The following is a 24,140-nucleotide window of genomic DNA, read 5'->3' as shown; positions in this document are numbered from 1 at the left end:
TTCGCCGACTGTCTGAGGGGACGGTCGGCGAAGTGCTTTGTCAGGGAGGGGAGTTCAGGCAGTGCCCACGGCTTCCCGCACCTGACGGGCGATCAGCGCGTAGGAGTGCAGGGCCCGTTCGTCGTCCTGGCCGTCGTAGCCGTGGTCGGCGCCGGCGACATCGACGTGCTCGACCAGAGCGCCCGCCGTCCGCAACCGGTCGGCGTAGGCGACGCCCTCCGCCTTGAGGAGGTCGTACTCGGCCGTGATGACCAGGGCCGGGGCGATGCCCTTCAGGTCCGCGGTGTCCGACGGATGAGCGGGTGACACCAGCCGGTCGGCACGCACCTTCGGATCGGGGACGTACGAGGTGTCGAAGATCTCGGCCATCCAGGGCTTCAACACCGGCTTGGCGATGGCGGACCGCTTGTCCTTCGCGCTGGTCACCAGGTCCAGCGGCGGATAGTGCAGCACCTGGAGCGCGATCGAGGGCCCGCCCTCCTCCAGCGCCTGCCGGGCCACCGCCGCCGCGAGTCCGCCCCCGGCACTCTGCCCGCCCACGGTGAGCCGGTCGCCGTCCCAGCCCTGCTCGCCGCCGTGCTCCGCGATCCACCGGACCACCTCGAAGGCCTGCCGGGTCGGCGCGGGGAACGGGTGCTGCGGCGCGACGACGTAGTCGACGTTCACCACGACGACACCGGCCTCCGCCGCGAGGAAACGGCACAGCGGGTCGTCGAGTTCCGTCAGCGGTACGACATAGCCGCCGCCGTGGAAGTTCACGTGCACCGGCGGTGGCGGCCCCTCACCGGCCGGCAGATACACCGTGGCCCGCGCCGGGGCGATGCTGGTCGGGATCGTCAACTCCCGTGTCCGGCGCGGGAATTCAGGAAACCGCTGATGCGAGGAGGTGGCGGAACCGCGCCCGCTCGGTCGCCGGTCGGCCATCACGGCGAGACGCTGGAAGGACTTGGCGGCGAGGGCGGCCACCGCGGGCCGGGCCAGAACAGACATGCCGTTCCATTCGTGGGGTGCGCGCGAAGGGGGCTGGGACTTCCGCCCGATAGCCGGGGTCGATCAACAGGATTCCTGGCGATTGGTAGGGCGACGATAACACGGGTGTATTTCGGGTGGATGTTGCGATCGGCGCTGTTCAGGGGTGGCGGGGGAGTGGTGAGAGAGGCGGGTGGCGCAGCGGTGGCCGGCCGGCGCCGACGACGCTGTGACGGTGCCGCCCAGTGGTCAGCGGTGTTGGGCGGGCCCGTCCAGTTGTCTGTGTTCACAGCACACCTCGTGCTGCGGGCCCGATGGCGCCGAAACGGCCCGTGCCTCCGTCGTCACGCACGCCGCCCGCTGCGCCGTCTCGATCATCTCCTCGCTGTCGGTCGCGGCGTCGGCCAGGCTCACGCAGCACACGACGAGCAGTGCGGCGCCCGCGACGAACGGCAGGGCCCGGCGCGGGGGAGGCGGTGCGAGCAGCGCCCGCACCCGCTGCGGCACCGCTCCGCCGGTCGCGGCCAGTGCCGGGCGGGAACGGTTAGCCGAGCCGGCCAGCGCGGCCCGGCCCACCGCGTGGGCGACGACCGTACGATCGCCGACGCGCACCGCGGCCTCCTCGTCGGCCCAGCGCTCCAGGACGAAGCCACCCGCGTTGGACAGCGGTCGTAGCAAAGGATTCACGGCGGCGGAGAGTCGCCAGAGGGTCTGGAAGAGATGGTGGCGGCCGCGCAGATGCGCCCGCTCGTGGGCGAGAAGTGCCTCGCGTTCGCGGTCACCGAGGCAGCGCAGCATCCCGCTCGACACCACGATCCGCCCGGGCGCCCCCGGCAGCGCGAACGCCTCCGGCGACTCCATGTCCAGGACGGCCAACTCCGTGTCGCCGGGCAGCAGTCGGCACTCGCGGCGGGCCCAGCGCAGATGCCGTAGCTGCCGGGCGGCGGCGACGGTGAGGCCCGTGACGGACGCGAGGAGGGTGAGCGCGGCGGCCCCGGCGACGGTGAGGTGGACCGGGTCGGAGGCGCGCACGGCCGCGACCGACCACTGTCCCTCCTCGGCGACCTCGGGGATCTGCACCAGCCCGGCGAACGCGAGCAGCGCCAGTGAGCCGAGCCAGCCCAGCGACGCCACCAGCGCGGCGGAGGCCAGCGACCAGGCGGCCGGGCGCGGGGCCAGTCGACGGGCGGCGCGGGGTGCGAACACCGCGAGGACCATGGCGATCAGGAGGGGGACGTACACGCTGATCAGCACCGGCTCACGGTCCTTCGCCGGTGCGGTCGGTGCCGTCGGCGTGATGGGGTCCGTCGTGTCCGGCGAGCAGTCGCTGCAGCAACTGCTCGTCCTGTTCGGAGAGTTCGGAGACGAAGCGGGTGAGCACCGCCTCGCGGTCGGTGCCGTGCTCCAGCAGCGAGCGCATCCGCTCCGCGGTGTGGGTCGCCTCGTCCCGGGCCGGCGCGTACGCGTACCCGCGACCCGCGCGGTGCCGGACGAGCATCCCCTTGTCGTGCAGGCGCGACAGGATCGTCAGCACGGTGGTGTACGCGAGGTCTCCCGGCAGCCGCTCCCTGACCTGGCGGGCGGTCTGCGGTTCGTCGGCCCCGTAGAGCGCGGCGAGAACCCCGCTCTCCAGCTCACCGCGCGCCCGCCTGCCGGATGTCGCGCCGGGTTCGTCGCTCTTCCGGTCGTGCACTGTTCACCCCACCGCCTTTCACCGCTCGGCGTCACAGCCTACCCGTCGACCTACTACATGTTGTACGAGTGGATCTACTACATGTTGTAGAGTTTCGCCGCTCCACTCCACCTGCGGAGGAAAGAAGCCCATGCCCCACCTCGGAAATGCGGTGCGCCGTCCGTTGGCGGCCGAGCGTGTCGTGATCGTCTCGGCGAGCGTCGGAGCCGGTCACGACGGTGCCGCCGCCGAACTGGAGCGGCGGCTGGTGGCGGCCGGTCTCACGGTCGACCGGCTCGACCTGCTGGACGTGCTGCCCGCCCGGCTCGGCCGGTTCGTGCGGGACGGCTACCACGGCCTGCTCGTCCGGGCGCCGTGGGCCTACCAGCGGATCTACAGCAGCACCGAGCGCGCCGGAGGCGGCGGCCGCGTCGCGCAGGCGCTGCTGCGCTCCGCCGAGGAACGGCTGCTGCGCGCCCTGCCCGCCGACACGGGCGCCGTCGTGTCGACCTACCCGGGTGCGAGCCGGGTCCTGGGCAACCTCCGGCTCGACGGTCGGCTGACCGTGCCCGTCCTCACCTACCTCACCGACTTCTCGGTGCATCCGCTGTGGGTGGCCGACGGCGTCGACGTCCACCTCGCGCTGCACGCCGTGCCCGCCGCGCAGGCCCGGGCCGCCGGTGCGCGCGACGTCCGCGTGTGCGGCCCGGTGGCCGACCCGCGCTTCCACCCCGTGGGCCCGCCGGAACGCGCCGCGGCCCGCGCCCGCTTCGGTCTGCCCTCAACTGCCGCACTGGCCTTGCTGGTTGCCGGTTCCTGGGGTGTGGGCCCGGTCCGACAGGTCGCCCGGGACCTGCGGGACTGCGGCGCGGCCGTACCGCTCGTGGTCTGCGGCCGCAACGAGACACTGGCCGACCAGCTCCGCGCGGACGGCATCGAACACGTCCACGGCTGGGTCGACGACATGCCAGGCCTGATGCACGCGGCCGACGTCCTCATCCAGAACGCCGGCGGTCTGACCTCCCTGGAGGCCTTCGCCACCGGCCTGCCCGTCGCCAGCTACGGCTGCATACCCGGCCACGGACTGACCAACGCGGCCGCCCTGGACGAGGCGGGCGTCGCCGCGTGGATCCGGGACCCGGCCCAACTCAAGTACGTACTGGGCGAGTTGATCGACGGTCCGCGAGGGCTGGTGCAACGGGAGGCGGGCCTCGCCCTGTTCGCGGACGAGCCGCTCGGCCCGGACCGGGGCCCGGCCGCCGAGACGGCCATGATCTGCCGGGCGGGCGTCGCTCCCGCCGCGCCACTCACTGCGGGGTCCGCGCCCAAGCCCACCGCTCGCCGGACCACCCGTCCGACCGTCCGGCGGCTCGCGGCCACCACTGCCCTGGCCTGCGCGGTCTGGGCGGGCGCGGTCGGCACGGCGGTCGCCACGACCGAGGCGGGCCCGGGCCTGATGCACGCGATAGGCCAGGACCTCGACCTCGACGACATGGGCCACGCACACCACGCGGGGCACGGGCCCCACGGGGGTTACACGAAGGGGTGCCACGCATGAGCGACGTGGGCCTTCTTCTTTCGGCCGCGGGTTCCGCGTCGCGCAACTCCGCTGCCGCGCGGACCCCGTCCGCCGTGGGTTGTGCGAGGTGGGGCCAAGTATGACGACCGTGGACCTTCTTCTTACGGCCGCGTGTGCCGCGCCGCGCAACTCCGCTGTCGCGCGCACCCCGTCCGCCGCGGGTTGCGCGAGGTGGGGGCCAAGCATGACGACCGTAGGCCTTCTGCTTGCGCCCGCCTGTGCCGCGCCGCGCGTCCACACCGCGTCCGCCGCGAGTTCCACGAAGGGTCGCCCCCAATGACCGCCACCCGCCTCTTCCGCACGACCGCCCGCGCAGCCCTGCCCGCACTCCCGGTCCTCGCCGCCGCGTACGCCGCCCCCGTCCTCTCCACCTACGGCCCGCTGCGCAACCGCGTCATGCCCCGCCTCTCCGGTCGCGGCCGGCCGGACCACGTGGCGCTCACCTTCGACGACGGGCCGGACCCCCTGTCAACTCCGTTGTTCCTACGGCTGCTTGACGAGCGACGGGTCCACGCCACGTTCTTCCTCCTCGGCAACCAGGCGGTACGCGCCCCGGGTCTCGTCCGCGAGATCGCCGCTGCCGGACATGAGATCGCCGTTCACGGCTGGCTCCACCGCCCGCTGCTGCTGCGTAGCCCCCGCGCCACCCACGACGACCTGGCCCGCGCCCGCGACACGGTCGGCGACCTCACCGGGTGTGCGCCACGGCTCTTCCGGCCGCCCTATGGCGTGATGTCGACCGCCGCCCACCTCGCGGCCCGCCGCCTGGACCTCACGCCGGTGCTGTGGACGGCCTGGGGCGAGGACTGGCGGGCGCGTGCCACAGCCGAGTCGGTGCACCGGACGGTCATCGAGGACCTACGCGGCGGCGGCACCGTTCTGCTGCACGACTCCGACTGCACCTCGGCACCCGGCAGTTGGCGCGCCACGCTCGGCGCCGTGCCCCGCATCCTCGACACCTGCGCGACGCGGGGCCTGTCCGTGGGGCCGCTGCGGGAGCATGCTGTGGATCCGCTCTGAAGTTGACAATATTGTTGGCGTTCCCGGTCGGCGGAATTTACGTTCGCAAGTACCTAGACCAGGGAGCCCCCCATGCTTTCGAACGCCATGAACCGTCGGACCTTCCTCAACGGGTCGCTGACCGTCGCCGCGACGGCCGCACTCGTCGGTACGGGAACGAGCGTCGACGCGGCGGACCGCGCGACCTCCGGAACCCCGCTCACCGGCCCGCTCCGGATCGACACCGGCCGCGTGTCCGGTGTGGCCTCCCTCGTCTCCGGCGTCACCGTGTTCAAGGGACTGCCGTACGCGGCGACCACGGCGGGCGCCAACCGCTGGCGTCCGCCGCAGCGGGCCAACTCCTGGACGGGCGTGCGCGTCGCGGACACCTTCGGGGACATCTGCCCGCAGCAGATGATGGGTTCGGCCTCGGTCACGATGAGCGAGGACTGCCTCAACCTCAACGTCTGGACCGGCGCCGCGAGTTCACGCGAGAAGCGCCCGGTCCTGGTCTGGATCTACGGCGGCCGGTTCACCGGCGGCTACGCCTCCGACCCGGGCTTCGACGGCGCGGGACTCGCCGCCAAGGGCCTGGTCGTGGTGACCCTCAACTACCGCACCGGCGCGTTCGGTTTCCTCTCCACCCCTGAGCTGAGCGCGGAGTCCGGCCACGGGGCGTCCGGCAACTACGGTCTCCTGGACCAGATTTCGGCCCTGCGCTGGGTCCGGCGCAACATCTCCGCGTTCGGCGGCGACCCGAACCGTGTGACGATCGCCGGCCAGTCGGCGGGCGGTGCCTCGGTGATGCACCTCATCTACTCCCCGCTCGCCAAGGGCCTGTTCCAGGGCGCGATCTCCGAGAGCGCCGGCGCCCGCGCCACCGGCGACCCCGAGATCGCGGCGCTGGCAGCGTCGTACCGCACGCTGGAGACAGCGGAGAGCCAGGGCACCGCGTACGCCGAAGCACTCGGCGTCACCTCGCTCACCGCTCTCCGGGCTCTGGACAGCACCAAGTTGATGGCGGGTCAGAACGCCAACGACACCTCGGTCAGCGGGCCGGTGAACGGCAACCCGCCGGAGTTCCGCCCGGTCCTCGACGGCTGGGTCAAGCCGTGGACGTACGAACAGGCCCTGGCGGGCGGCCACTTGAACGACGTGCCCGTACTGGCCGGCGGCAACAAGGACGAGAACGGCGCCTCCCCGAGCCCGACCGTGAAGCTCGCGGACTACGAGAGCACCGCCGAGAAGGAGTACGGCACTCTCGCCGACGAGTTCCTGAAGCTCTACCCCGCCACCACCGACACGGAGGCGGGCCAGGCCCGCAACGCCTCAGCCCGCGAGGGCTCACGCGTCTCGGCGAACCTGTGGGCGGCGGAGTGGGCGAAGACGGCGAAGAGCCCGGTCTTCACGTACTACTGGGAGCACGTCCCGCCGACCGCTACTGGCGCCAACTCCCGTGGCGCCTACCACGGTTCGGAGATCAACTACATCTTCGACAACCTCTACGCCACGGACCTGCCCTGGACCGACGCGGACCGCACGGTCGCCGACACCCTCTCCGACTACGTGGTGAACTTCGCGACCCACGGCGACCCCAACGGCCACGGCCTCACCCGCTGGCCCGCGGCGAACCACCGCTTCGCGACCACGATGGAACTCGGCGACCGGTTCGGCACGCTCGCCCTCGCGGACGCGGCCAAGGTGGACTTCTTCGAGCGGTTCTTCGCGAGCCAGAAGCTCTGGTGACAGGCTGACCACGGCGACTGGGCGGGGCCGGACGGAGCACGCGAGCGGGCGAAGTTAGGCTTGCCTAATGGAAGGTGTCGTTCAGTCGGAGGAGTCCGCCCGCATGACCGCGTCCGTGCCCCCACCACCAGGGGGCGCCCCGCACCACCCGCCACGACTGGCCAGGCCGAACCCGGTGCCCCGCCTCACGACACCGGCGGCCGTCCTGCCGGCGCCGGACGGCGTGGCGGAGTTCTGGGCGGACGTACGACGACGCGGCACACCGCTCGTGTCGCCCGACCCGCTGGGCAGCGACGACCACCTGGCCGTGACGTTCCTGTGGCGAGGCGGCCCGAAGACCCGCGCCGTGCAGGTCCTGCCCAACAAGCTCGGCGACCCGCGCGCCCCCGAGGGCAACCTGATGGAACGCCTGCCCGACACGGATGTCTGGCACTGGACGCTCCGCCTGCGCCACGACTGGCGCGGCACCTACGACCTCTACGTCGACGAGGGCGACGGCCCCGACCCGGCCACGCCCGAGTACTGGCGGTGGCTGCGCGCCCGGAGTCGTATCGACCCCTTCAACCCCCGCACGCTGCCCCGCCGTTGGGGCGGCGGGACGGTCCCGTACGTCGAACTCCCGGCCGCCCCACGTGCGGTGGACTGGGGGCCCCGGCGGGAGATCGCGCACGGAACCCTCACCGAGCACAAGGTGGCGAGCGCACACCTCGGCGACGAGCGGCGGGTCTGGCTCTACGAACCGCCTGCCGCCGCAGAGGAGTTGTCGGAACTACCTGTCCTCGTCCTCCTCGACGGGGAGCACTGGGGGCCACGACTCGGCCTCGCGCACCTGCTCGACAACCTCATCGCGGACGGCCGTGTCCCGCCGCTCGCCGCCGTACTGCCCGACTCCGTGGACGCGGGCACCCGCTGGGCGGAGTTGACGTGCCGTCCCGAGTTCGTCGGCTTCCTCGCGGACGAGTTGCTGCCGTGGGCGGCGGAGCGGCTGCCGGTCACGGACGACCCCGCCCGCACGGTGATCGCCGGGCAGAGCCTCGGCGGTCTCACCGCCGCCTACGCGGCGGTCTCTGCCCCGCACCGGTTCGGCAACGTCCTCGCCCAGTCGGGCTCGTTCTGGTGGCCTGTCGGCCCGGACACGGAGTGGCTGACCCGCCAGCTCGCCAACACCCCACGGCTACCGGTCCGTTTCCGGCTCTCCTTCGGCGAACAGGAATGGGTGGCCCTGCCCGCGGCCCGCCGACTGCGCGAGACGCTGGCCGCCGCCGGCTATCACGACGCCTCCTACCGAGAGTTCAACGGCGGTCACGACTACCTCTGCTGGCGGACCGAACTGGCTGACGGGCTGGTGGAGTTGCTCGGCCGCTGAGCGATCAGACGGGCGCACTCCTCGTCTCCGCCGCGGACCTGGCCACCCAACGCGTCACCGGCTCCGCCCTGCTGCCGGTCGGCGTGGTGACGGGCGTGGGCGGCGGGCTGTATCTGGCCTGGCTGCTACGGCGCGAGCGGCGCGCCGCACGACTGTGAACTGCCGGAGACCGGGAGAAGTAGGCTCTCGGCAGTAGCCGTGGCAAACGAGCACAGCAATTTACTTGAGTTACGCAACAACATGGTAAAGTGAGCCCCATGTCCACACCACCGCTCCCCACCGCCCCCGCCTCCCCGGAGGTGACCGAGATCGAGCGAGCCCTCACTCGGATCACCTACCTGAGCACGCGAGCGCGCCAGCACGACCGGCTGATGGCCCTCGCCGGTGTGCCGCTGGACCGCGCGGCGGTGGCGTTGCTGCGGCAGGTCGCCGACTCCGACCCGCTGCGCCCGGGGGAGCTGGCGCATCGCCTCGGGGTCGAGGCCTCGCATGTGACACGGACGGTGCAGCAGCTCCAGAAGTCCGGCTACGTCACCCGCGTGCCCGACCCCGACGACCGCAGGGCCCAGCGGATCGAACTGACCGAGGCCGGCCGGAAAGCCGTGAGCAGTGTCCGGGACGCCGGTGCGCGCGGCATGCAAATGGCCCTCTCGGAGTGGTCGACGGACGAACTGCAGCAACTGGCAACGCTGTTCCACCGCATGGTCGACGACTTCCTGAAGTACTCGATCGAGGACGACGGCGAGCCGGAGATCGCGGCGCAGGCCGGCACGGTCTGAGTTTCGGGCCCGGGTCGTCTCCGTGCCGGTGGGGAGCGTCCGCGTTCCGGGCCCGGATCGCGCCGACATCATCCGAGGTCGGCGACGATCTGCGGGAGGTCGGTCGTGGAGCGGATTCCGGGGGCTGCCGCGCAGACGAACGGCACGGCGTTCACCGCACGGTTCGCGGTGTAGGACGGGGACATCGCCGCCATCCGGTCGAGGGGCACGGGGAACCTCAGATCGACGTCGAGCGGTGCGTCCCCCTCGACCGAGACATGCCAGCCGGTCGCACGGAGATCCCAGGCGGGGTCGAGGTCGGTGGTGCAGTACCAGTTGGCCCGGAACCGCAGCAGGGGTTGGCCTTTGCGCAGACCAGACACGGTGATCCGCTGTGCGGCCACGGTGCCCACAGGTAGCGTGCCCGCGGCAATTCGCGTGGTGCGCCGGGCAGTTGCCACCTCGCCGACCGCCTCCACCGAGTCGAGCGGTGTCGAGAGCGCCTCGGCGAGCAGCCGCAACGACGGGCCGAAGCTGTCACGCAGGCCGGCCAGGCGCTGTTCGCCGAATTCAGCAGGGGATCGGCCGAAGCCCATCACCTCGAACAGCAGCCCGGGGGAGTCCCGTTGGGAAAGATCCGCGAACTCGTCGATCGTCAGCGCGTCGAGCCGCCGCTGGATCGAGGTGAGTGCGAGCGGCAGGGCCTCCGTGATGAATCCGGGACTGCTGCCCGTGCTGTGGACCGAGGTCCCGCCCCGCTCGCACGCGTCCTCGATCCGCTTCCGCGTGACCGGGTCGAGGCTGGGCGCGTGATGGAACTCGCCGCGCGTCGACACGACGTTCACGCCTGACGAGAGCAGCGTGCACACCTCGTCGACATCACAGGCGCGCGGAGTGTAGAGGACGCAGTCGGCGCCGAGCGCGAGGATCTCGTCGATGTCGTGCGTCGCGACGACCCCGGTGGTGCCGAACCCGCCGCCGCTCAACTCACCTGCGTCCACGCCTGCTTTGGCCGGGGTGTGGACATACACCCCGGCCAGGAGCAGGTTCGGATGCTCCAGTACGGCACGCATCGTGCGGGCGCCGATGTTCCCGGTGGCCCACTGCACGACCCGGTAGCGCTGCACTCCATGTCGAAGCGGCTCGGTCATCGCCCACCTCTCGTTCCGGTGGGCGAGAACCGTACTCTCCACTATGGAGAGCGTCAATTGCGCCAGCCACGTGCGGGGAGCGCCACCGGCGGTCGGGGTCGGTGCCAGCTACTCGTTGGCTGCCCGTCAGTCGTTCGTCAGTTGTGTACGGGGACGCCCGAGAGGCCGCCGAGACAGAACTGCCAGACCTCCTCGGCGGTGACCGGGGCCGCATGGCTGCCGGCCGGAACTCCGTTGCCCTGCGCGACGAACATGACCGTCTGCATCAGGATCGAGGCCTGACGGCGAGGCTTGCCGGCGGGGATGACTCCGGCGTCCTCGGCCTGCTCGACCAACTCCGTGAACACTTGGTGCAGAGGGAGATGAGCGGTCGCCACCTGCGCCGGATGCTTCACAAGGAGTTGGAGAGCGAAGTCGCTGAACAGCGGGCGCTCCACGCCGGGGTTGGAGAGCGACTGCTCGAACAGCATCTTCACGCCGAGCCGCAGCGCCTGGAGCGGATCCGACTGGGAGCCGGCCGTTTCGCGGATCTCCGCCGCCGACTTGGACAGCGCGTCCTCGAACAGGGCGAGCAGCAACTCGTGTTTGCCGTCGAAGTGCTGGTAGAAGCTGCGCAGTGACTGTTTGGAGCGGTCCACGACCTCCTGGACGGTGAAGTCCGTCGTCCGCTTCTCCGCGATGAGTTCCTGCGCCGCGTCCAGGAAGCGCTGCACCCGTTGTTCGGCGCGGAGCTTGGCGGCACGGGTGGAACGCTCAACGGCGCGCTGGCGCCAGGCTGGTTGTTCTTCGGGGACAGCTGTCACATGAAGAACGATACTCCACTTCAGCGGTAACACCTCGGCTTCCCCTACCGAAGGACGCACTGCAAGTTTCGAGACCCTTACTTGCGTGAGATGAGAATGATATTCTCGCCGTCATCCGTCCGGGTTGGCAGGAGGTTCGTCTGACATGGCATGGGACTTTTCCACCGAGCCGGAGTTCGAGGAGAAACTGGAGTGGATCCGGCGGTTCCGCTCCGAGCGCGTGGAACCACTGGACCTGCTCTATCCGGACCGGGCGTACCACCCGCTCGACGGCGAACTCGGCCCGACAGTCCGGGCGTTGAAGCAACAGGTCCGCGACGAGGGCCTGTGGGCACCGCACCTCGGACCCGAGCTGGGTGGCCGCGGCTTCGGCCAGGTCAAGCTGGCGCTCATCAACGAGATCCTGGGCCAGTCGAGTTGGGCCCCCGTCATCTTCGGCACGGCCGCACCCGACACCGGCAACGCCGAGATCATCGCCCGCTACGGCACCGAAGAACAGAAAGAGCGCTACCTCCAACCACTGCTGGAGGGCGAGTGCTTCTCCTGCTTCTCCATGACCGAGCCGCAGGCCGGCGCCGACCCCACGATGTTCACCACCCGCGCCGAACGCGACGGCGACGACTGGGTCATCACCGGCCGCAAGTTCTTCTCCTCCAACGCCCGCACCTCGAAGTTCGTCATCGTGATGGCCGTGACGAACCCCGACGTCAGCCCCTACAAGGGCATGTCGATGTTCCTCGTACCCAGCGACACCCCCGGCGTCCGCATCGAGCGCCACCTCGGCATCATGGGCGAGGCCACCGACGAGGGAATGCACGCACTCATCGCCTACGACGGCGTCCGCGTCCCCGCCGACGCACTGCTCGGCGGCGAGGGCCAGGCCTTCGCGATCGCCCAGACCCGGCTCGGCGGTGGCCGCGTCCACCACGCGATGCGGGTCGTGGGCCAGAGCCAGAAGGCGCTCGACATGATGGCCGAGCGCGCCCTGTCCCGCGAGACCCAGGGCGAACGGCTCGCCGACAAGCAACTCGTCCGCGCCGACCTCGCCGACTCCTACGCCCAGCTCGCCCAGTTCCGGCTCTTCGTGCTCTACACCGCCTGGCAGATCGACCGGTACCAGGACTACAAGCGGGTCCGTAAGGACATCGCCGCCATCAAGTTCCTCACCCCGAAGGTGCTGCACGACCTCGTGTACCGCTCGATGCATCTGCACGGAGCACTCGGTGTGTCGAACGAAATGCCGTTCGCGGACATGTGGAACGGCGCTGCCGTCATGGCGGTCGTCGACGGCCCCACCGAGGTCCACAAGATCACCGTCGCCCGTGACGTCCTGCGCGGCTACGAAGCCGCCCCCGGCCTGTGGCCCACCCAGCACCTGCCCACCCGCCGCGAATGGGCCCGGAAGCAGTTGGAGGACCTGCTGTGACGCTCGCGAACACGGAATCACTCGCCCGCTGGCTGGACGACCAGGGCATCGCCCCCGGCGAACCCGTCGAGACGTCGTACATCTCCGGCGGCACCTCCAACGACATCTACGGCATCCGGCGCGGCGACCGCAGCATGGTGCTGCGCAAACCGCCGGAGAAGGTTCCGCCGGGGCGCAACGAGACCATGCTCCGTGAATACCGCGTTCTCAACGCGCTCAACGGCACGGACGTCCCGCACCCCGAGGCGATCGCCGTGTGCGACGACACGAGCGTGCTCGGCTCCTGCTTCTACCTCATGGCACACGTCGACGGCTGGTCACCGATGAACACCGACGGCTGGCCCGAGCCGTTCCTGAGCGACCTGTCCCTGCGCTCCGGCCTCGCGTACCAACTCGTCGAGGGCATAGCCAAGTTGGGCAACGTGGACTGGCGGGCCCAGGGCCTTGAAGGCTTCGGCCGCCCCGACGGCTTCCACGACCGACAGGTCGACCGCTGGCTCGCCCACCTCGCCAAGTTCAAGTTCCGCGAGATACCCGGCCTGGAGAACGCCGCTGCCTGGCTGCGGGAACACCGTCCCGCCCACTGGGAACCCGGCATCATCCACGGCGACTACCAATTCGCCAACGTCATGTTCCAGCACGGCGCGCCCGCGAAGCTCGCGGCCCTCGTCGACTTCGAAATGGCCACCGTCGGCGACCCGTTGCTCGACCTCGGCTGGGTCGTCATGGGCTGGCCGCACGCCGACGAGGACCGCACCCAGAAGGGCTACGTCGACTACACCGGCATGCCCGACCGCGCCGACCTCCTGGAGCACTACGCCAAGGTCAGCGGACGCGACGTCAGCGAGATCGACTACTACGTGATCCTCGCCCGCTTCAAGATGGCCGTGGTCCTCGAAGGTGGCTACGCCCGGCACATGAAGGGCGAGGGCGGCAACCCGAAGATGGCCCACTACGGCGACGTCGTGCTCCAGATGGCCGCCCAGGCGGCCGAACTCGCCGCGACGACCCGGCTATGAGAGCCGCCCGTTGCAACGCCGTCGGCGGCCCGGTGGTCGTCGAGGACATCCCCGAACCGGTCGTACCTGACGGGGAGTTGGCCGGGCCGGAGAGCGGTATCCCGGTCGACGTGCACTACGCCGCCGTCAACTTCGCCGACCTCCTCGTCATCGACGGCGCCTACCAGGTGAAGGCGGAGCCGCCCTTCACCCCCGGCAGCGAGTTCGCCGGTGTGGTCGCCTCGTCCGCGAACGGATTCGAGAAGGGCGAGCGGGTCTTCGGCTCGATGTTCGTCGGTGCCTTCGCCGAACGCGTCACCGCCCGCCCGGCCGGACTGAGCCGCATCCCCGAGGGCATCCCCACCGAGCGCGCGGCGGCCTTCGGCGTCAGCCACGCCACCGCCTTCGACGCCCTCCGCCTGGTTGCCGAGGTACAGCCCGGTGAGCGGGTGGCCGTCCTCGGCGCGGCCGGCGGGGTCGGCCTCGCGACCGTCGAACTCGCCGCGCTGCTCGGCGCGGAGGTCGTCGGCGTCGCCTCGACGGAGGAGAAGCGGGCGGTGTGCGCCGAGCAGGGCGCGTCGCTGACCTTGCCGTACGACGATCTGAAGCGGAGCCTGCGGGACGCGGGCGGGGCCGATGTCGTGATCGACCCCGTCGGCGGGCCGTACGCGGAGGAGGCTTTGCGGGCCATGCGCTGGGGCGGACGGTTCGTGAGCGTGGGGTTCGCGAGCGGGGAGATCCCGCGTATCCCGCTCAACCTCCCGATGCTCAAAGGTGTCACCCTGCACGGCTTCGACCTCGGCGGCTGGGCGCGGCACCGGCGGGACGACCTTGTCGCCGCCCGCACCGAACTCCACGGACTGTTCGCCGCCGGGAAGATCCGGCCCCGTGTCCACGCCGTGTATCCGCTCGCCGACGTCGCCGAGGCCCTCAGTCTGGGGCGACGCGCCATCGGCAAGGTCCTTCTGGAGGTCGCGCATGGAGTTTGAGTTCGACGACGAACAGCGGCTGCTCCAGCGAGTGGTCCGCGAAACGGTCACCAGGTCACGGTCGTTGCCCGAGAAGCAACTCTGGGACACCTACCTGGAGTTGGGCTGGCTCGAAGCCCCGCCGGTAGAACTGGCCATCGTCCTGGAGGAGTTGGGGTACGCCGCCGATCCGACGCCCTTCCTCGCCACGGCGACCTGGTTCGCGCCGCTGGCCGGACGGCTTCCGCACGGCTCGGGCACCGGTGTCTTCGACGGGGAGGGGAAGTTCGTCCTTGATGCAGACCGTGCCGACGAGATCGCGATTCTCACCTCCGAGGGCGTGGTCGTACGGGACGGAAAGGACCTTGCGCCCGAGCGGTTGTCGGTGTTCGATCCGACCCTGCATGTCGCCCGGGTGGACGTGCCGGACCTGGTCTCCGGAGTGCCGGATCTGGCACTCATGGGCCTGGCGGTCAGCACGGTCGGCAGTTGTCGGCGCATCCTCGACCTGGTCGTCGCCCATGTGAAGCAACGGCACCAATTCGGCGTCCCCATCGGCTCGTTCCAGGCCGTGAAGCACAAGGCCGCCGACATGTACGTAGCCATCGAACGCGCCAAGGTGCTCGCCTACTTCTCCGCGCTCACCATCGCCGAGGACGACCCGCGCCGCGGCCGGGCCGCAGCGATGGCGAAAGCAGCCGCCGGAGACTGCCAACGGGTGTGTTTCCAGAACGGGTTCCAGCTCTTCGGAGCCATGGGCTACACGTGGGAGAACGAGCTGCAGATCCATCTCAAGCGGGCCAAGGCCGGGGACCTGCTCCTCGGTACGGCGTCCGAGCACAGGAAGGCGCTGCTGGTATGAGGTTGGCCCCCGACCCCGAGGTCGAGAAGTTCCGCGCCGATTTCAGCGACTTCCTCGACGCCCACCTGCCCGCACCGGAAGAGGCCACGGTCCGCTCCAAGTCCAGTGCGGACATACCGGATTGGGCCCGGCGCTGGCAGCGCAAACTCTTCGACGCGGGCTGGCTGCTGCCCGCCCAGCCGCCCGAGTACGGCGGCCGCAACGCCACGCTGCCCCAAGTGGTCGCCCACCTGGAGGAGTTGTCCCGGCGCCGGATCTACCACAGCTTCAACCCGCAGGGCCTCAACATCATCGCGGCCTCACTGCTCACCTTCGGCACCGAGCAACAGAAACGCGACTGGGCCCTACCCCTGCTGCGCGCCGAGATCACCGCGTCGCTCGGCATGAGCGAGCCCGGCGCCGGCTCCGACCTCGCCGGGCTGCGTACCCGCGCGGTGCTTGAGGGCGACCACTTCGTCGTCAACGGGCAGAAGGTGTGGACCTCGGGCGCGCACGACGCCGACGTCCTGCTCACCTTCGTCCGCACCGACCCGGAAGCCCCCAAGCACAAGGGGATCAGCGTCCTGCTCATCCCCACCGACTCCGAAGGCCTGGTCCGGCGGCCGTTCGGGTCGATCGCCGCGCCGGACGACTTCGACTTCAACGAGGTGTTCTTCACCGACGTCCACGTCCCGAAGGAGAACCTCGTCGGCCCCCTCAACGAGGGCTGGCGCGTGGCCAACGGATCACTCGGTCACGAACGGACCCTGCTGTGGGTGCACTACGCCGAGCGGATGGACGCCCTGATCCACGACGCGGCCTGCGACGAGGAGTGGCACGCGACCCTCCAAATGGACGTCCAGGCACTGCGGTTGCTCGGCTACCGGCTCCTCGGACCCGACCGGAACCCGGTGGAGATCTCGGTGCTCAAACTGCTCGGCTCCGAGGCCGCGCAGAGCGCCGAGCTGCACGCCCTCGAACAGCACGGCGCCGAGGCGCTGTTGCACCCGGTGCAGACAGGGCCGTACACCCATATGAACTTGGAGACGTTCAACGCCAGTTGGTTCGAGCGGTATGCGCGCAGCTTCGGCGGGACGATCGCCGGCGGTACTTCCGAGATCCAGCGCAACATCATCGCCGAGCGCATCCTCGGCCTGCCCCGCTAGAGCCGGTCGGTCCAGAGAGCCGACACCCAGAGCCGACAGAGGACAAGACGCATGGACGAGATCCTGTACGAGGTCGACGGCCGGGTGGGGATCATCACCCTCAACCGGCCCGAGGTCGCCAACGCGCAGAACAGCGCACTCCTCGACGCCCTGGACGCGGCCTGGAGCCGGGCCGCGGCCGACGAGGACGTGAAGGTCATTCTCCTGAAGGCCAACGGCAAGCACTTCTCGTCGGGACACGACCTGAAGGACCGCTGGCCGGCGCCGAAGGAGATCACCCTGGAGTGGATCTACAGCGCCGAGACCCGCCGGTACCTGGAGTACACCCTGCGCTGGCGCAACGTACCGAAGCCGACGATCGCCGCCGTGCAGGGCAAGTGCATCGCGGGCGGACTGATGCTCTGCTGGCCCTGCGACCTGATCGTGGCCGCCGAGAACGCCGAATTCTCCGACCCCGTCGTGCACATGGGCATCGGGGGAGTCGAATACCACGGCCACACCTGGGAGTTGGGTCCGCGCAAGGCGAAGGAGATCCTCTTCACCGGACGAGCCGTCACCGCCGAGGAGGCGGAGAAGGTCGGCATGGTGAACAAGGTCGTCCCGCTGGAACAACTGGGCACCGAGGCCCTTGAGTTGGCCCACCGGATCGCCCGGATGCCGTCCTTCGGTCTCCGTCAGGCGAAGCGGGCCGTCAACCAGAGCCTCGACGTCCAGGGCTTCTACGCTGCCATCCAGTCCGTGTTCGACATTCACGAGACAGGACACGGGAACGCGCTGAGCGTGAGCGGATATCCCATTCTCACGCAGCTCGACGCCATGAAGGAACGCATCAAGGGCCAGTAGGCCGCCGGCTCGATGGGCCGGACCGCGACCGTCACTGATCCTTGTGCGCGGTCGCGCCCCGGCTCATCGCCAGCACCGCGTCACGGCGGCTCAACGCCCCGAACGGTGAACCGCCGGTCGGGGTGGGGCTGCCGCAGATCCAGGTCGGGCCGTCGGAGAGATGGTCGAGCGCTTCGGCGGCCACGTCGTCGGGGTCGGCCAAGTTGCCACCGTAGGAACCGCCTTGGACACCTTCGGTCCGGCGCAGGGACGGGGTGTCGGTCCTGCCGAGCACCAGCCCCAGGACATCCACCCCGCTGTCCTTCCACTCCGCCCACAGGCTCTCCGCGAGGATCAGGTCGAACGCCTTCGACGCGCCGTAGGCGGCGAGTGTGGCGCCACCCGCCCACGCGGCGCCCGAGGTCACCAGGACCACGGCTCCGCGCTTGCGTGCCACCATCGGGCCACCGAAGCGGTACGCCGCTTCGAGTACGGCGGTGCAGTTGCGCCGCACCAGGCCGAGGTGGGTGTCGAGGTCCTTGTCGAGGAACGGCACGCTACGGTCGTCGCTGCCCGCGTTGTACACGAACAGCCCGATCTCCAGCCCGGCGGTCGCATCCTCCAACTCCGCCAGGGCAGTTGACGAGCTGAGGTCGAGGGCGACGATCCGGACCTCGACGCCGTAGCGTGCGCGGATCTCCTCGGCGGACGCCTCCAGCACGGGCAGGCGCCGGGCCACCAGCACGACGTTCATCCCCTGGGCGGCCAGCCGGTGGGCGAACGCGGCACCCACCCCGTCCGACCCACCGGCGATGACACCCCACGGCCCGTACTTGCTCGTGAGCGATTCAGCCACTTCGTACTCCTTGTTCCGGGGTGTTCAGAGCAACTCGGTTGCATGGGGTGGGAGTTCAGGAATCTCTGTCATGACGACGACCGGCGGAGAACCTTCTTCTCGACCGCGTCCGACGACAGCACCGCCCCGATGATTCCAAGGTCCGCACCGGTGCTCCGCGCCACCTCGCGCACCACGGCCACGTCCTTGCTCATCAGGTCCGCCAGTCGCACCGCGACCGAGTCGACCGACCCGCCACTCGCGACGACACCGAGCGCCCGACTCGCACCGCTGCCGTGCTGCAACGCGGCGAGAATCACCTTCTCGTCGATCCCCAGCGACCCCGCCACCCGCACCGCGTCGACCGCGAGACCGACCTGCGCCACGAACAGGGCGTTGTTGACGAGCTTGACCCGCTGACCGTTGCCGGCCGGTCCCACGAACATGACCGGCGAGGCGTACGTCTCCAACAGTGGGCGCATCTCCTCCAGTTGGGCCTCGTCCCCGCCGACCCACAGGGTGAGACGGCCCGCGGCGATGTCGTGCGGGCCGCCCGAGAGCGCGGCGTCCAACACCCGGACACCGCGCTCCGCGCCCGCTTCGGCGAGCAGTCCGGCGGTCTCGGGGGCGGAGGTGGTGTGCTGGACGAGCGTCGACCCCGCCGCCATGGCCGCGATGGCGCCGTAGGGGCCGAGGCACACCGATCGCACCTGCTCGTCCGTGAGTACGACGACGAACACCGCGTCCGCATCGCGCACGGTCGCTTCGATCGTGTCGGCCGAACTCGGCCCGTCTGCACCGGTGTTGGCGCGCGTCTCCGGATGGCGGGAGTGGACGGTGACGTCATGCCCCGCGGCCGCGAGGCGCTCGATGATCGGCTGCCCCATGCGGCCCGACCCGATGAACCCGATCTTCAACTCTCCTCCAGGTGTAGTGAGTTGGAAGACGAGGCCAGCATCGCGCGTGGCCCCTCGGTGCCGTCGAGGTTGGCGTTGACCCGCTCGGCGATGCGCCAGCCCTCCGAAGTGCGCACCCAGCGCCAGGTGTTGGCCGAGACCTGGAACACCCAGAACCGGCCCGCGTCGGTGTCCCAGCGCAGATGGAGCGCGTGGCTGCGGCCGGTCGCGTGGTCGCCGTCGACGACCACGTGCGGCGCGGTCAGCACGTGACCGCAGCCGTTGTGGATCACACTCTGGTGCCCGGCGCCGTGGACCATGCCGACGATGCCGTCCCGGCCCTCCATCCGCAGATGGGGAATCGCGTCGAAAACGCCGTCCTCGGTCCAGAGGGCGGCAGCAGCCTCGCCTGAGCCGCTGTCGACCGCGGGCCCGTACTGCGCGACGAGTTGGGTGATCTCGACCTGATCCTCCAAGGCTCGCACCTTCGCCGCCAACGTCTCGACGGTGGCGCGGAGTTGGGCAAGTTCGTCAGTCTCGCTCATGGGTGTTCAGCTCCCTGGTACGACGATGATGCGGGCCGGGCCGTTGGCGTCCCGTGCGGCGTCGAGCGCGGCCGGCACCCCGTCGAGCCCGACGGTGTGGCCGAGCATCGGCCCGACATCGAGGCCGCCGGAACAGACCGCCCGGAACGCCTCGTCCCAGTGGTCCATCGACGGGCCGCCCCCGAACTGGATGTTGATGCCCTTCCGCTTCGCGGTCAGGGTGTGCAGATGGTCGCCCTCCGGCGGACCGCCGACGGAGAAGATCCGGGTACCGCGCTCGCAGCCCTTGATGATCGAATCGAGAACGCCGGGGACGCCGACGCACTCGAACACGACACAACTCGCCTGGCCACCGGCCGCGTTGCGCCACGCCTCGTACGGTGAGACCTTGGCCGGGTCGACGACCACGTCGGCTCCCATCGCCAGCGCGGTCGCACGACGCGACGCGACGAGGTCGGCCGCCACGATGGGGCCGACACCGAGGTTCTTGAGCCGGCCGATCGCCGACAGGGCGATGGCCCCGCAGCCGATGACCAATGGGGCCTCGCTAGAAGATAGTTGGGCGCGGGACGCCGTCGACCAGCCCACCGAGATCGCGTCGGCGACACACACGATCTCGCTCGGCAGGTCCGACACCACCACCCGGGTGATGGCCTCGGTCAGCAGGAACAACTCACCGAACCCGCCCGGTGCTTCGGGGCTCTGGCCGATGATCCTGCGGCCGGCCGGGGTGGCCAGCACGGGCAGCGAACTCACCCGTGTCCCGACCGGGATCCGCCGCTCGGTGCCGGGGCCGTAGTCCACGACCTCGGCGCAGTACTCGTGACCCATCACGATGTCGACGTCCTGGTCGTACGTCGACATACCGCTGTCGTCGTCGGCGCCCGCCCCCGGATGGTCCATGAAGTGCAGATCCGACGCGCAGATCCCGCACGCCAGCGAACGGACGAGGAGTTGGCCCGGTCCGGGGACCGGATCGTCGACGGTCCGCGCCTCGACGCTCCCGCCCCGCAGCACAGCAGCACGCATCAGACTCTCCTCCGCACTCCGAAGTCCGTCTCCTTCGGGACTGTAGCCACACAGCGGTAATTACAGAAGACGGTCTCCTATAATTGAGAGAACGCGGCAACACCGGTACGCCGCCCGGTCATTACAATCACGGCATGGCAGAACCGCGCCGCGCCCCGGGCCGTCCACGGGACACGAGCATCAACGAACGGGCCCTCGCGGCGACGCGCGAACTCCTCGTCCAGCGCGGCTTCGACGCGACGACGATCCAGGCGGTGGCAGAACACTCGGGCGTCCACGCCTCCGCCATCTACCGCCGCTGGCCGTCCCGCATCGAGCTGATCGAGGAAGCCACGTTCCCCGGGCTCAGCCCATTGAGCGTCCAACCGACGGGGGACCTGCGACGCGACCTCCGCCGGTTCATCCGCGCCTACTTGGCGGCCTTCGGCGCCCCGGCCGCCCGCGCCGCCGCTGCCGGTCTCTTCGCGCACTCCCAGACGCCGAGCCGCCCCCGGCCGCCGGAGATGCTGCTGCGCGTGTCGGCGCGACCGCAGTTCCAGGACATCCTGCGCGCCGCGCCGACCGGGAGCGTCGACCCCGCCGTGGACCCGGACGACGTGTTCGACATGCTCCTCGGCGCCGTACTGACCCGCACCCTCCTGTCCACGGTCACGGCCCGCAACCGCCCCGTCGAGCGCACGGTGGAGATGATCCTGCGGATGCTACGGCCGCTCGACGGGCCGGTGTGACCAACTCCCATGTCCTGTCTTGGCGTTGGGCTCAGCGGCGTTCGTCGCGGAACACCTTCCCGCCCTTCATCACGAACCGGACGTCCGCCATCACGGAGATGTCCTCCAGCGGATTGCCCGGCACCGCGATCAGATCGGCGAGCAGGCCCTCCGCGATACGGCCCCGGTCGTCGGCGTCGATCAGCTCCGCCGCGTTGACGGTCGCCGCCTGGAGCGCCTCCAGGGGAGTCATCCCGCGGTCGACCAGGGCGATCAGCTCCTGGGCGCCGCGGCCGTGCGGAATCGCCGGCGCGTCCGTGCCCAGCGCCATCCGGACACCGGCCTTGCCGGCCCTGGCCACCACCGTCTTCGCCCGGGGGAAGATCTCGGCGGCCTTCTCCTTCAGCTCGGGCGCGGCATGGGACATGTCCATCCCGTCGATGAGAGCGGTGGTCGGCACCAGGAAAGTGCCGCGCTCCGCCATCAGCGCGATGGTGTCGTCGTCGAGCAGGAAGCCGTGCTCGATGCAGTCGATGCCCGCCTCCACCGCCGACCGGACGGCGTCGGCTCCATGGGTGTGGGCCGCCACCTTCAGTCCGCGCCGATGGGCCTCGTCGACGATGGCGCGCAGTTCCTCATCGGAGTAGTGCTGCGCGCCGGGGGTGCCCGTGTGGGACATCACGCCCCCGGACGCGCAGACCTTGATGAGCCGCGCCCCGTGCTTGATCTGGTACCGGACCGCCTTGCGTACCTCGTCGACGCCGTTGGCAATGCCCTCTTCCAGGGAGAGAGGCATGATTCCGGGGGCGTACGCGGCGAACATCGTGGGGTCCAGATGGCCGCCGGTGGGTGTGATGGCGTGCCCGGCCGGCACGATGCGCGGGCCGTCTATCCAGCCCGCGTCGATGGCCTTCGCCAGCGCGACGTCCAACAGATAGCCGCCTGTCTTCACGAACAGGCCGAGGTTGCGGACCGTGGTGAACCCCGCCCGCAGGGTCCGCCGGGCGTTGCCCACCGCACGGAGCATCCGCAGCGGGGGATCGTCCTGGACGGGGGAGAACGCGAGCGTCTCCCCCCGGCCGCCCATCAGGAGGTTGACCTCCATGTCCATGAGGCCGGGCAGGAGAGTCACATCGCCGAGGTCGAGAACCTCGCTCTCGCCCGCGCTCCCGCCCTTGCCGCCGCCGGGCGTGATGCGGTCGCCCTCGACCGTCACCAGGCCCGGCGTCTCGAACTCGCCCGTCTCCACGTGCAGTACACGCGCTGCCTTGAGCGTGAGCACGACCGGTCAGACCTTCGGCTCGACGACGAGGTCCATATAGGCGGCCCCGCTGTCCGGCACCCGGGCCTGCTTCCAGACCTCGACCGGGAACGACACGTTCACCAGGGAGAACATCAGCAGCAGCAAGTTGCGCTCCTGCTCCGGGAGTTCGGGGAGCGGGAACTTGTCGAGGTGGTCGGAGGCCTGTTCGAGGAGCGGGAACGCGGCGTCGTAGAAGGCCTGCATCTCCTCCATGGAGCTGGCCAGGCGCTTGCTGTAGCGGTCGCGCTCGGACTCCAGGACCCACTCGCTGAACGGCTCTAGTGCCGCGAACTCACTGGGCAGCATCGGTGTGCTCCTTGACGTAGTCGGCGACCGTCTTGTGCAGATGGCGAAGCAGCAACTCCTGGTCGCAGAGCGGGAATTCGGTGACCACCCGGCTCTTGAGCATCGTCTGGGTGGCTTCGAGGGTGTTGCCGTCCTGGAGGGCGTACTCCTTGAAGGTCACCGCCGCCAGCTCCTGCTTCAGCCGCTCGCGCGCCGTCTTGGCGGGCACGAAGTACAGGTTGGCCTCGAAGATGTGCTTGTCCACCGCCGTCGGCCAGTAGTGGTACGTCAGGTACCAGCCGGGCTTCCAGATCAGCAGGGTCATGTTCGGGAAGAACTCGAAGGAGTCGTTGCCCCACGCGCGGTGCCGGCCCGGGTTGAGGCCCGTCGGCAGGTTGCCCAGGCCCTCGATGTCGGGCGCCTCCCACGGGCCGAACAGGCCGCTGCGCAGGGCGCGTTCGATGGGCTTGACGATGCTCAGGTCCTTGGGCGGGGACATGCCTCCCCAGGAGGAGATCATCGAGTGCGGGGAGTGGATCTCGTAGTGCAGCGCCTCGTACCCGACGTTGAAGAGCTTGTCGGCCTCGTCCTTGACGGCCTGCTTCATGTGCAGGACGGGCGCGTGGTAGAACTCCGCGAACGCGTCGATGAACAGCTTCCAGTTGCTGCCGATCTCCGCCTTGTACGTGAAGACCTCGGTCATCTCGTGGAAGGGGTAGCCCTCCAGTCCCTTGGCGAACTCGCCCAAGTACTCCTTGAGCGGCTGGGCGTTCTGGTCCAGGTTGACGAAGATGAAGCCTTCCCAGATCTCGCAGCGGACCAGCTTGAGGCCGTAGTCCGCCTTGTCCAGGTCGAAGAACTCCTTCTCCTGTTGGACGAAGGTCAGATCGCCGTCGAGGCTGTAGCGCCAGGCGTGGTACTTGCAGGTGAACTGGCGGCAGGTGCCTTTGACCTCCTCGCCCGGGAAGTCGTTCCACACGAGCTTGTTGCCGCGGTGGCGGCAGACGTTGTGGAAGGCGCGGATCTCCTTGTCCTTGCCCCGCACGATCACCAGTGAGGTGTCGGCGACGGCCAGCTCCTTCGTGAAGTAGCTGCCGACCTTGGGCACTTGCTCGACCCGGCCGACGTTCAGCCAGGTCTTCTTGAAGATCGCCTCCTTCTCGGCCTCGTAGTACGCGGGGTCGATGGAGTCCTCGTAGTTGACCGGGCTGGTGCCCAGCTCGGGGTAGTTCTCGGTCCAGCTCCCGGCCTCGGGCTTGGCGAAGTGTGGCATGGG

At 70.0% G+C, this 24,140-nt stretch carries 25 protein-coding genes; 13 read left to right on the top strand and 12 right to left on the bottom strand.

All coding sequences use genetic code 11. The features are described 5' to 3' along the window. Positions 1–54: 54 nt before the first annotated feature. The 3 genes from OG588_RS02330 to OG588_RS02320 form a co-directional block, all read right to left on the bottom strand. Positions 55–990, bottom strand: coding sequence for an alpha/beta hydrolase fold domain-containing protein (locus OG588_RS02330; protein WP_405945792.1), 936 nt, complete (start codon positions 988–990; stop codon positions 55–57). Positions 991–1,218: 228 nt separating this feature from the next. Continuing rightward, on the bottom strand, positions 1,219–2,223 hold the full coding sequence (locus tag OG588_RS02325; protein ID WP_405945791.1) for a M56 family metallopeptidase: 1,005 nt from the start codon (positions 2,221–2,223) through the stop codon (positions 1,219–1,221). Positions 2,224–2,227: 4 nt separating this feature from the next. Next, a complete protein-coding gene (locus tag OG588_RS02320) occupies positions 2,228–2,662 on the bottom strand; it encodes a BlaI/MecI/CopY family transcriptional regulator (RefSeq protein WP_405945790.1) in 435 nt (144 codons plus the stop codon). 130 nt (positions 2,663–2,792) lie between these two features. Here OG588_RS02320 and OG588_RS02315 point away from each other — a divergent pair, with 130 nt between their 5' ends. From OG588_RS02315 to OG588_RS02290, 6 genes are all read left to right on the top strand, one after another. Beyond that, entirely contained in the window at positions 2,793–4,199 is a 1,407-nt protein-coding gene (locus OG588_RS02315) for a glycosyltransferase (RefSeq protein ID WP_405945789.1), read from the top strand. Between the two features lie 297 nt (positions 4,200–4,496). After that, positions 4,497–5,240 (top strand): polysaccharide deacetylase family protein, encoded by a 744-nt coding sequence (locus tag OG588_RS02310; RefSeq protein WP_405945788.1) that lies wholly within the window; start codon positions 4,497–4,499, stop codon positions 5,238–5,240. 72 nt (positions 5,241–5,312) lie between these two features. After that, on the top strand, positions 5,313–6,965 hold the full coding sequence (locus OG588_RS02305; RefSeq protein ID WP_405945787.1) for a carboxylesterase/lipase family protein: 1,653 nt from the start codon (positions 5,313–5,315) through the stop codon (positions 6,963–6,965). A gap of 103 nt (positions 6,966–7,068) precedes the next feature. After that, positions 7,069–8,331, top strand: a complete 1,263-nt coding sequence (fes, locus tag OG588_RS02300) for an enterochelin esterase (RefSeq protein WP_405945786.1) — start codon at positions 7,069–7,071, stop codon at positions 8,329–8,331. Beyond that, positions 8,328–8,489, top strand: a complete 162-nt coding sequence (locus OG588_RS02295; RefSeq protein ID WP_405953037.1) for an iron chelate uptake ABC transporter family permease subunit — start codon at positions 8,328–8,330, stop codon at positions 8,487–8,489. Before fes ends, OG588_RS02295 begins: the two co-directional genes overlap by 4 nt. Positions 8,490–8,588: 99 nt before the next feature. Further along, on the top strand, positions 8,589–9,110 hold the full coding sequence (locus tag OG588_RS02290) for a MarR family winged helix-turn-helix transcriptional regulator (RefSeq protein WP_398844363.1): 522 nt from the start codon (positions 8,589–8,591) through the stop codon (positions 9,108–9,110). Positions 9,111–9,178: 68 nt separating this feature from the next. On the opposite strand, the gene OG588_RS02285 is transcribed toward OG588_RS02290, so the two are convergent. Further along, positions 9,179–10,240, bottom strand: a complete 1,062-nt coding sequence (locus OG588_RS02285) for a dihydrodipicolinate reductase (protein WP_405945785.1) — start codon at positions 10,238–10,240, stop codon at positions 9,179–9,181. A 137-nt stretch (positions 10,241–10,377) separates the two neighbouring features. Continuing rightward, positions 10,378–11,043 carry a TetR/AcrR family transcriptional regulator gene (locus tag OG588_RS02280; protein ID WP_366095141.1) on the bottom strand — a complete coding sequence of 222 codons (666 nt, stop codon included), beginning with the start codon at positions 11,041–11,043 and terminating at the stop codon, positions 10,378–10,380. Positions 11,044–11,188: 145 nt separating this feature from the next. Between OG588_RS02280 and OG588_RS02275 the strand changes: the two genes are divergently transcribed. From OG588_RS02275 to OG588_RS02250, 6 genes are read left to right on the top strand one after another with little or no spacing between them, the layout of a single operon-like run. Continuing rightward, positions 11,189–12,469 carry an acyl-CoA dehydrogenase family protein gene (locus OG588_RS02275; RefSeq protein ID WP_405945784.1) on the top strand — a complete coding sequence of 427 codons (1,281 nt, stop codon included), beginning with the start codon at positions 11,189–11,191 and terminating at the stop codon, positions 12,467–12,469. Beyond that, positions 12,466–13,488: a phosphotransferase family protein gene (locus tag OG588_RS02270; RefSeq protein WP_405945783.1), complete on the top strand. Its 1,023-nt coding sequence runs from the start codon at positions 12,466–12,468 to the stop codon at positions 13,486–13,488. The genes OG588_RS02275 and OG588_RS02270 overlap by 4 nt, the downstream gene beginning before the upstream one ends. Further along, positions 13,485–14,456 (top strand): NADPH:quinone oxidoreductase family protein, encoded by a 972-nt coding sequence (locus tag OG588_RS02265; RefSeq protein WP_405945782.1) that lies wholly within the window; start codon positions 13,485–13,487, stop codon positions 14,454–14,456. Before OG588_RS02270 ends, OG588_RS02265 begins: the two co-directional genes overlap by 4 nt. Next, positions 14,446–15,297: an acyl-CoA dehydrogenase family protein gene (locus tag OG588_RS02260; protein ID WP_366095145.1), complete on the top strand. Its 852-nt coding sequence runs from the start codon at positions 14,446–14,448 to the stop codon at positions 15,295–15,297. Before OG588_RS02265 ends, OG588_RS02260 begins: the two co-directional genes overlap by 11 nt. Next, on the top strand, positions 15,294–16,442 hold the full coding sequence (locus OG588_RS02255; protein WP_366095146.1) for an acyl-CoA dehydrogenase family protein: 1,149 nt from the start codon (positions 15,294–15,296) through the stop codon (positions 16,440–16,442). The genes OG588_RS02260 and OG588_RS02255 overlap by 4 nt, the downstream gene beginning before the upstream one ends. A gap of 51 nt (positions 16,443–16,493) precedes the next feature. Beyond that, positions 16,494–17,285: an enoyl-CoA hydratase gene (locus OG588_RS02250; RefSeq protein ID WP_366095147.1), complete on the top strand. Its 792-nt coding sequence runs from the start codon at positions 16,494–16,496 to the stop codon at positions 17,283–17,285. Positions 17,286–17,316: 31 nt separating this feature from the next. Here the strand turns inward: OG588_RS02250 and OG588_RS02245 are convergent, their stop codons facing one another. The 4 genes from OG588_RS02245 to OG588_RS02230 all read right to left on the bottom strand — a co-directional run bounded on the left by OG588_RS02245 (position 17,317) and on the right by OG588_RS02230 (position 20,569). After that, positions 17,317–18,120, bottom strand: coding sequence for an SDR family NAD(P)-dependent oxidoreductase (locus OG588_RS02245; RefSeq protein WP_405945781.1), 804 nt, complete (start codon positions 18,118–18,120; stop codon positions 17,317–17,319). A gap of 68 nt (positions 18,121–18,188) precedes the next feature. Continuing rightward, on the bottom strand, positions 18,189–19,016 hold the full coding sequence (locus OG588_RS02240) for an NAD(P)-dependent oxidoreductase (protein WP_405945780.1): 828 nt from the start codon (positions 19,014–19,016) through the stop codon (positions 18,189–18,191). Then, positions 19,013–19,540, bottom strand: a complete 528-nt coding sequence (locus OG588_RS02235; RefSeq protein WP_366095150.1) for a nuclear transport factor 2 family protein — start codon at positions 19,538–19,540, stop codon at positions 19,013–19,015. Before OG588_RS02235 ends, OG588_RS02240 begins: the two co-directional genes overlap by 4 nt. Positions 19,541–19,546: 6 nt before the next feature. Further along, positions 19,547–20,569: a zinc-binding dehydrogenase gene (locus OG588_RS02230; protein ID WP_405945779.1), complete on the bottom strand. Its 1,023-nt coding sequence runs from the start codon at positions 20,567–20,569 to the stop codon at positions 19,547–19,549. 134 nt (positions 20,570–20,703) lie between these two features. Here OG588_RS02230 and OG588_RS02225 point away from each other — a divergent pair, with 134 nt between their 5' ends. Beyond that, positions 20,704–21,297, top strand: a complete 594-nt coding sequence (locus OG588_RS02225; RefSeq protein ID WP_366095152.1) for a TetR/AcrR family transcriptional regulator — start codon at positions 20,704–20,706, stop codon at positions 21,295–21,297. 31 nt (positions 21,298–21,328) lie between these two features. On the opposite strand, the gene OG588_RS02220 is transcribed toward OG588_RS02225, so the two are convergent. Genes OG588_RS02220 through OG588_RS02210 form a run of 3 tightly spaced genes read right to left on the bottom strand, consistent with a single transcriptional unit; the run spans position 21,329 to position 24,137 of the window. Further along, the gene (locus OG588_RS02220; RefSeq protein WP_405945778.1) at positions 21,329–22,558 is read right to left on the bottom strand and encodes an amidohydrolase family protein; all 1,230 of its coding nucleotides are present in this window, start codon (positions 22,556–22,558) and stop codon (positions 21,329–21,331) included. A 6-nt stretch (positions 22,559–22,564) separates the two neighbouring features. After that, positions 22,565–22,885, bottom strand: coding sequence for a hypothetical protein (locus OG588_RS02215; protein ID WP_405945777.1), 321 nt, complete (start codon positions 22,883–22,885; stop codon positions 22,565–22,567). After that, a complete protein-coding gene (locus OG588_RS02210) occupies positions 22,872–24,137 on the bottom strand; it encodes an aromatic ring-hydroxylating dioxygenase subunit alpha (RefSeq protein WP_405945776.1) in 1,266 nt (421 codons plus the stop codon). Before OG588_RS02210 ends, OG588_RS02215 begins: the two co-directional genes overlap by 14 nt. Positions 24,138–24,140 lie beyond the last annotated feature (3 nt).

The organism is Streptomyces prunicolor (assembly GCF_045162825.1).
Classification (GTDB): domain Bacteria; phylum Actinomycetota; class Actinomycetes; order Streptomycetales; family Streptomycetaceae; genus Streptomyces; species Streptomyces prunicolor.
Note: the sequence above shows the minus strand (reverse complement) of the source record. Positions and strands in the feature narration are given on the sequence as shown.

Excerpts from the sequence above, each read along its gene's own strand:
- OG588_RS02275 (WP_405945784.1), top strand. The coding sequence starts at position 11,189 with ATGGCATGGGACTTTTCCACCGAGCCGGAGTTCGAGGAGAAACTGGAG.
- OG588_RS02230 (WP_405945779.1), bottom strand. The coding sequence starts at position 20,569 with ATGCGTGCTGCTGTGCTGCGGGGCGGGAGCGTCGAGGCGCGGACCGTC.
- OG588_RS02210 (WP_405945776.1), bottom strand. The coding sequence starts at position 24,137 with ATGCCACACTTCGCCAAGCCCGAGGCCGGGAGCTGGACCGAGAACTAC.
- OG588_RS02285 (WP_405945785.1), bottom strand. The coding sequence starts at position 10,240 with ATGACCGAGCCGCTTCGACATGGAGTGCAGCGCTACCGGGTCGTGCAG.
- OG588_RS02215 (WP_405945777.1), bottom strand. The coding sequence starts at position 22,885 with ATGCTGCCCAGTGAGTTCGCGGCACTAGAGCCGTTCAGCGAGTGGGTC.
- OG588_RS02260 (WP_366095145.1), top strand. The coding sequence starts at position 14,446 with ATGGAGTTTGAGTTCGACGACGAACAGCGGCTGCTCCAGCGAGTGGTC.
- OG588_RS02225 (WP_366095152.1), top strand. The coding sequence starts at position 20,704 with ATGGCAGAACCGCGCCGCGCCCCGGGCCGTCCACGGGACACGAGCATC.
- OG588_RS02315 (WP_405945789.1), top strand. The coding sequence starts at position 2,793 with ATGCCCCACCTCGGAAATGCGGTGCGCCGTCCGTTGGCGGCCGAGCGT.
- OG588_RS02255 (WP_366095146.1), top strand. The coding sequence starts at position 15,294 with ATGAGGTTGGCCCCCGACCCCGAGGTCGAGAAGTTCCGCGCCGATTTC.
- OG588_RS02305 (WP_405945787.1), top strand. The coding sequence starts at position 5,313 with ATGCTTTCGAACGCCATGAACCGTCGGACCTTCCTCAACGGGTCGCTG.
- OG588_RS02265 (WP_405945782.1), top strand. The coding sequence starts at position 13,485 with ATGAGAGCCGCCCGTTGCAACGCCGTCGGCGGCCCGGTGGTCGTCGAG.
- OG588_RS02235 (WP_366095150.1), bottom strand. The coding sequence starts at position 19,540 with ATGAGCGAGACTGACGAACTTGCCCAACTCCGCGCCACCGTCGAGACG.
- OG588_RS02290 (WP_398844363.1), top strand. The coding sequence starts at position 8,589 with ATGTCCACACCACCGCTCCCCACCGCCCCCGCCTCCCCGGAGGTGACC.
- fes (WP_405945786.1), top strand. The coding sequence starts at position 7,069 with ATGACCGCGTCCGTGCCCCCACCACCAGGGGGCGCCCCGCACCACCCG.
- OG588_RS02310 (WP_405945788.1), top strand. The coding sequence starts at position 4,497 with ATGACCGCCACCCGCCTCTTCCGCACGACCGCCCGCGCAGCCCTGCCC.
- OG588_RS02250 (WP_366095147.1), top strand. The coding sequence starts at position 16,494 with ATGGACGAGATCCTGTACGAGGTCGACGGCCGGGTGGGGATCATCACC.
- OG588_RS02330 (WP_405945792.1), bottom strand. The coding sequence starts at position 990 with ATGTCTGTTCTGGCCCGGCCCGCGGTGGCCGCCCTCGCCGCCAAGTCC.